The 4,575-nt window shown below is 40.9% G+C and carries 6 protein-coding genes; 1 reads left to right on the top strand and 5 read right to left on the bottom strand.

Features of this window, described 5'->3' with window-relative positions; all coding sequences use genetic code 11:
• Nucleotides 1-201: 201 nt before the first annotated feature.
• The 3 genes from GNF10_RS35375 to GNF10_RS35365 all read right to left on the bottom strand — a co-directional run bounded on the left by GNF10_RS35375 (nt 202) and on the right by GNF10_RS35365 (nt 2,534).
• Entirely contained in the window at nt 202-1,038 is an 837-nt protein-coding gene (locus tag GNF10_RS35375) for a glycosyltransferase family A protein (RefSeq protein ID WP_185582102.1), read from the bottom strand.
• Complete coding sequence (locus GNF10_RS35370) at nt 1,035-2,225, bottom strand: bifunctional 5,10-methylenetetrahydrofolate dehydrogenase/5,10-methenyltetrahydrofolate cyclohydrolase (RefSeq protein ID WP_185582103.1); 1,191 nt, start codon at nt 2,223-2,225, stop codon at nt 1,035-1,037. The genes GNF10_RS35375 and GNF10_RS35370 overlap by 4 nt, the downstream gene beginning before the upstream one ends.
• 78 nt (nt 2,226-2,303) lie before the next feature.
• The gene (locus GNF10_RS35365) at nt 2,304-2,534 is read right to left on the bottom strand and encodes a hypothetical protein (RefSeq protein ID WP_185582104.1); all 231 of its coding nucleotides are present in this window, start codon (nt 2,532-2,534) and stop codon (nt 2,304-2,306) included.
• A 167-nt stretch (nt 2,535-2,701) separates the two neighbouring features.
• Between GNF10_RS35365 and GNF10_RS35360 the strand changes: the two genes are divergently transcribed.
• Nucleotides 2,702-2,983 (top strand): hypothetical protein, encoded by a 282-nt coding sequence (locus GNF10_RS35360; protein WP_221643740.1) that lies wholly within the window; start codon nt 2,702-2,704, stop codon nt 2,981-2,983.
• A gap of 291 nt (nt 2,984-3,274) precedes the next feature.
• Here GNF10_RS35360 and GNF10_RS35355 read toward each other — a convergent pair whose 3' ends face one another.
• Together GNF10_RS35355 and GNF10_RS35350 are read right to left on the bottom strand one after the other, a co-directional pair.
• Nucleotides 3,275-4,105: a hypothetical protein gene (locus GNF10_RS35355; RefSeq protein WP_260446379.1), complete on the bottom strand. Its 831-nt coding sequence runs from the start codon at nt 4,103-4,105 to the stop codon at nt 3,275-3,277.
• 2 nt (nt 4,106-4,107) lie between these two features.
• Nucleotides 4,108-4,533 (bottom strand): hypothetical protein, encoded by a 426-nt coding sequence (locus tag GNF10_RS35350; RefSeq protein ID WP_260446378.1) that lies wholly within the window; start codon nt 4,531-4,533, stop codon nt 4,108-4,110.
• Between the last annotated feature and the right edge of the window lie 42 nt (nt 4,534-4,575).

Below are 4,575 nucleotides of genomic sequence, written 5' to 3'. Positions count from 1 at the left end.
CACTCAACTTGGTGGTCAATCTTTTACTCCTGAGTAGCATTTCTTCTAACTCCCGAAAAAATGGGCGAACCGGGAGTTATTAAGCCAATAGCCATTTAAGTTTCACTTTTAAAGTTTTGAGGAGTCAGAAGCCAGAATAAAGATGCCTCCTGACTCTCTACTTCAGGCTAGATTCAGCGCTGTTGACAAGCTTCTTTAGATTTAAAGAAGGGCAAATGCTTTTGGCGTTAATGAGATTTTTCCTTTAGTACTATAAGCGTTTACAAGCTGCTTTAAGGGTTCAACAGCATTGTCCTGAAGGATGAAATAGTTTGCTTGGTTACTGACAATCAGCGATAGCTCAGTTGCCCATTGCTCATAGTTGGAACTACCAATAATACCGATAGAAGACTGAATATAGTTAACAAGAATGCTGTTATTGAGATCAAAGCCACCTTCACCCCAGATGCAAGCACATTGCAGCAAATACTCGTAGTCCGCGAATACTTGAAACTGGGGGTTCCATCTAGGTGTATTGCTTCGGTAGTGGACGAAACCATTGCTGTCGAATATCTCTTGTTGCCATAGAAGCTGCTGTAAGGAGCAGCAATTGCTAGGCGAAACAAACGGCTTTCCTTGGCGAATAAGACTACCATTACGGATGACATCGCGGCGGCGCTGCTGTCTTGCCATGCTGTATCGGACATTGGGATGTTGTTCAAAATACTGCCGCATTGAGGCAACGAATTCAGGAGCAATGCTGTTGTCATCGTCCAGGTATGAAACAATGTCACCACCAGCTGCATCTAGTCCCAGGTTACGAGCGTAGCACAAGCCAAAGCCACTGCTCGGTAATGGGTGTTCCATTTCAATGTAACTGATGGGGAAATCAGATATTGCCTTAATGCTGTTAATGATATCTCTGGTATCAGGATTAGCGCCATCATTGATGACGATCCACTCGAAATTGCGGTCAGTTTGACTTTGAATGCTTGGCAGTGCAGTAGATGCAAGCTGCATAGGTCTATTGTAGGTTGCAGTGATAATTGATAGTTTCAAAGCTCTATACCTCTATCAGTTGATTGCGTTATTGTTGAATCGATCGCAGTTTGAATTTGCTGCCATCTTGCTATATCCTCGTTTGTTATACCCCTGGCGGTTTCAATTTGATTACTTGCAAGAGTTAGCCGAATCAGCGTTAGCTTTTCATTGGTTCTGGCAACAGTTAAACTTTGCGTGGTGCTATTGAAACTGATCTGGTAGTTACTGCCTTCCAAGACAAATAGGTTTTCTTTTTCTGTGCGAATGGATTGGGGATAGGCAGTTGCTTGCTGTGCGAAGAGCAGTCTAGCTATGGGGGCAATTATAGTAGCGCGTTGCATCTGTTCTTGCTGTAATTGCTGATAGTCCCATTTCCCAAGTTCTATGCCCAAATCCATTTTTACCAAACGTTCTGCTAAAATTGCCATTTCTATCGGGCCAACACCTCCAGGGACGGGCGTAATGTTCTGGGGGATTCTGTAAGCACTGCGATCTACATCACCAGCAGCACCAGAAGCAGTAGGTGTAAAGCCACCATCGACAACCAAGCGATGAGAGGGGAGTACATAGTCCGTGAAAATTCCTCGTCTTCCGGTGACTGATACTACAATGTCTGCTGCTTGAGTTCTAGTCAGGTCATCGCCGTCTTCCAAACAGAAACAGCTGATTCTACTTGCTTCTAAATATTTGATGACACCATTGCCCACAAAGCCACCTCCGCCGACAACTGCAACATTGGAATCTCTTTGTGCGTAGGATTCAACAATTCTGGCGATTCCTTCAGCAGTAGCACAACTTTCAAAGAAATTGTTACTTTGTCTGCGGACGATATCTATATCTTTTTGTGGTTCTAATAGCCCAATTGAACTTGTAAACTTAGCTGGAATTGGGTATTGAACAATAGCAGCAGTTACCTTGCTGTTTTCATTAATAGATTGAACAATGCCATCAAATTGCTCTACTGCGATATTGGGTGACAGCACAATATAATTGGGAGTAATGCCAATAGCGTTGAAAATAGCTACTTTTTGTTCTGCTGAGATTCTGGCTGCTTCATATCTAGCTCTTAATTCATTGCTGGCATTTTCTGAAGACTCAAATCTGATGATTGCTACTTCTTTTTGAGATGCTTGAAATATGGATTTGTATTTTTGACATTCTTGCTTTACGTGTTCTCGTATTAACTGTCCGTCTATGAGCGTCATTTAATATGGCGTTAAATTTGATGAAGAAAATTGTCTGGTACAAACAATTTTCTGAATTTCTACTAGGATTTGTTGCAATTAGGTAGGGCGTTTGGTGATTTCACCAACTTCTTGTCCGTTGCAGGAAACCCAGTTAGTGACGTAGCGTTCAGTGTCATGGAAGCCACTAAATTCAATACTGTTATCAGAACACTTCTCTTGGAACCATTGTTGTGCTTCTTGTTCTGTATTGAATGTTCTAGCTGCGACTTCTTCTACTGGAATCTTCCAGTTTGTATTGCTATACAAATCGCAAACATAATGTGTCATATCTGTTACTCCTTTAACAATATTTAAAAACCACTATAACAATTTTAAATCAACAACAGCAGGCTGAATTAATTATCCAACAAGCTTGCAAGGAAAATTTTACTGATAGCGAGAAAGCTATTTACGATGACTTTATTCTGGAAGCGGGGGTAAAAAACCCAGGCAAGATGACTGAGGCTACTGCTGATGCTTTAATTAGATACCTTAATGGCTGTGAAGCATCTAACGAGTTTGTTGCTAATGTAGTCAATCGCCTCGCGCAAGTTGCCCCTGCTCATATCATGACCAAGATTCTTTTTAGTGATAATGACGGCGATGGTGTGCCTTTATACGAGGAATTAAAACTTGGAACAAAGGTTACGGAATTTGATACCTCTTTTGAAATAGCGGCTGCAAGACAAAGGCAATATCAATTTTCTCCAACTCGGAATTGCGATATGGAGTTGTAAGTATAACCCACTACTAAATAATCATATGTAGTGGGTATGAGATTGTTATTCTATAAAACGACTGAAAATAGAAATTAACCAGTTGCTACACAGGCGTAGACGCTTACTCTTAGCTCGAAGTAAGTGTCTCAGCGGCTTTCCTCAAACATCGCCATCTTTCCCATACTCAAAATTAACCTTCGGGATACTGGGTGTAAAAAATGCGCTACTGTTAATCGTAAGCGCATTCCCGATCATGTACTGCGATCGCAATACTCTCAGCCCAAATAATCAGGCGATTCCCCTGTAAGTTTAACTTTGGAAAATTATCCCAGTGTCCTGATCTTCATCCCAAAACCACCACCCTTGGGATAGTTCAGAAAGAACGCGCATTAGTGCTAACTGTTGCTGTGTGATTTCCCCACCGCCGTAGCTGACGTTGCTAGTGCCATCCCATGATTTAAGAATTGATGCTAAATTGTATCCATTGCCCATAATCCAACTGGCATAGAAGCAGTCTTTGGATATTTCTTCCATGATGGCTAGCAGTTCAAGGGCGGCATCAGGATTAGGTGATTTTAGGGCTTCGAGTGCAAGGCGGAGGTTTTCTTCCCTGTCTGCGAGAAACTCCGAAAAAGCTGCTCTATTTGATGGTAAATTCTCCTTTTCAAGTGTAATTAATTTTCCATTTCCAATCTTGACTGGAGTTATATTTGAGTAGTCAGTTCGGTCATCTTCACTTGCCTTTGCTTTTATAGCTAAAGGATGCCAATGGATGCGTTCAATTTTATTGGTCTGAGGATTTGTCCATGTCCAGAATAGTTTGTGAGATGCAGCACCCTTAACTGTCAGATAAGTTCTTTTATGTCGAATGGGATAGTCCACACCTTCTTCTTTTTTGGCTTGCAAAAAGGCTTCTATTGATAGATATTCTTCATGGAGGTATGCCATTTTACGTGGTGCTGTCGCATATGTATAACCCGATATGCTGCTGCTATCACCATCTTTCAAGACTACCAAATTCCATTTTTCGTTTATTGGACTGTGTATCCAAAACTCAACTGATATTGTCTGTACAAACTGATCTATAATTTGGACTACACAAGGATAGTAAAGTGTGAGTTGTTGGTTGCTATTAGTCATTACTATTCCATCCATTCGATTGGGGATATGGTTTCCTTTTTGGCGGGAAGTATTTTGACTTCGTAGCCATAAAGAATTAATTCATACAGAGTTTCTAATAGTTGCTTGGGTGATATACTGTCCCATTGCTTGCATTCTAAGATATGTTTCAATACTTGCTCTGGAGCATTAACTACCCAAAGACTGTGAATTTTTCTGTTACTAAATCCCGCACATAATTGAACAATTGGTTGTAGCTCAACTGTTGTTTTTGGTATGTGTATAATTGCTGAACTTATAGGTATTGTTGGTTTTACTTCTAGATTTTTGGGTGGTAAAAAATCGGGGTCACTGTACCACTGTCCGTCGATTTGGTATGCAATTATTAGGTATGGCAATGCTTTACAGCACTTGCGGCTGTTATGAGGTACAGTAGCAGCAACTAGCAAACCAGTTTCTTAAATGTTGAGGATTTATTAAATCGAGTGCAA

It is taken from the genome of Nostoc sp. UCD121 (genome assembly GCF_014222285.1).
Taxonomy (GTDB): domain Bacteria; phylum Cyanobacteriota; class Cyanobacteriia; order Cyanobacteriales; family Nostocaceae; genus Nostoc.
The sequence above is the reverse complement of the archived record's forward strand: the minus strand, read 5'-3'. Positions and strand labels throughout refer to the sequence as shown.

Excerpts from the sequence above, each read along its gene's own strand:
- GNF10_RS35370 (WP_185582103.1), bottom strand. The coding sequence starts at position 2,225 with ATGACGCTCATAGACGGACAGTTAATACGAGAACACGTAAAGCAAGAA.
- GNF10_RS35365 (WP_185582104.1), bottom strand. The coding sequence starts at position 2,534 with ATGACACATTATGTTTGCGATTTGTATAGCAATACAAACTGGAAGATT.
- GNF10_RS35360 (WP_221643740.1), top strand. The coding sequence starts at position 2,702 with ATGACTGAGGCTACTGCTGATGCTTTAATTAGATACCTTAATGGCTGT.
- GNF10_RS35355 (WP_260446379.1), bottom strand. The coding sequence starts at position 4,105 with ATGACTAATAGCAACCAACAACTCACACTTTACTATCCTTGTGTAGTC.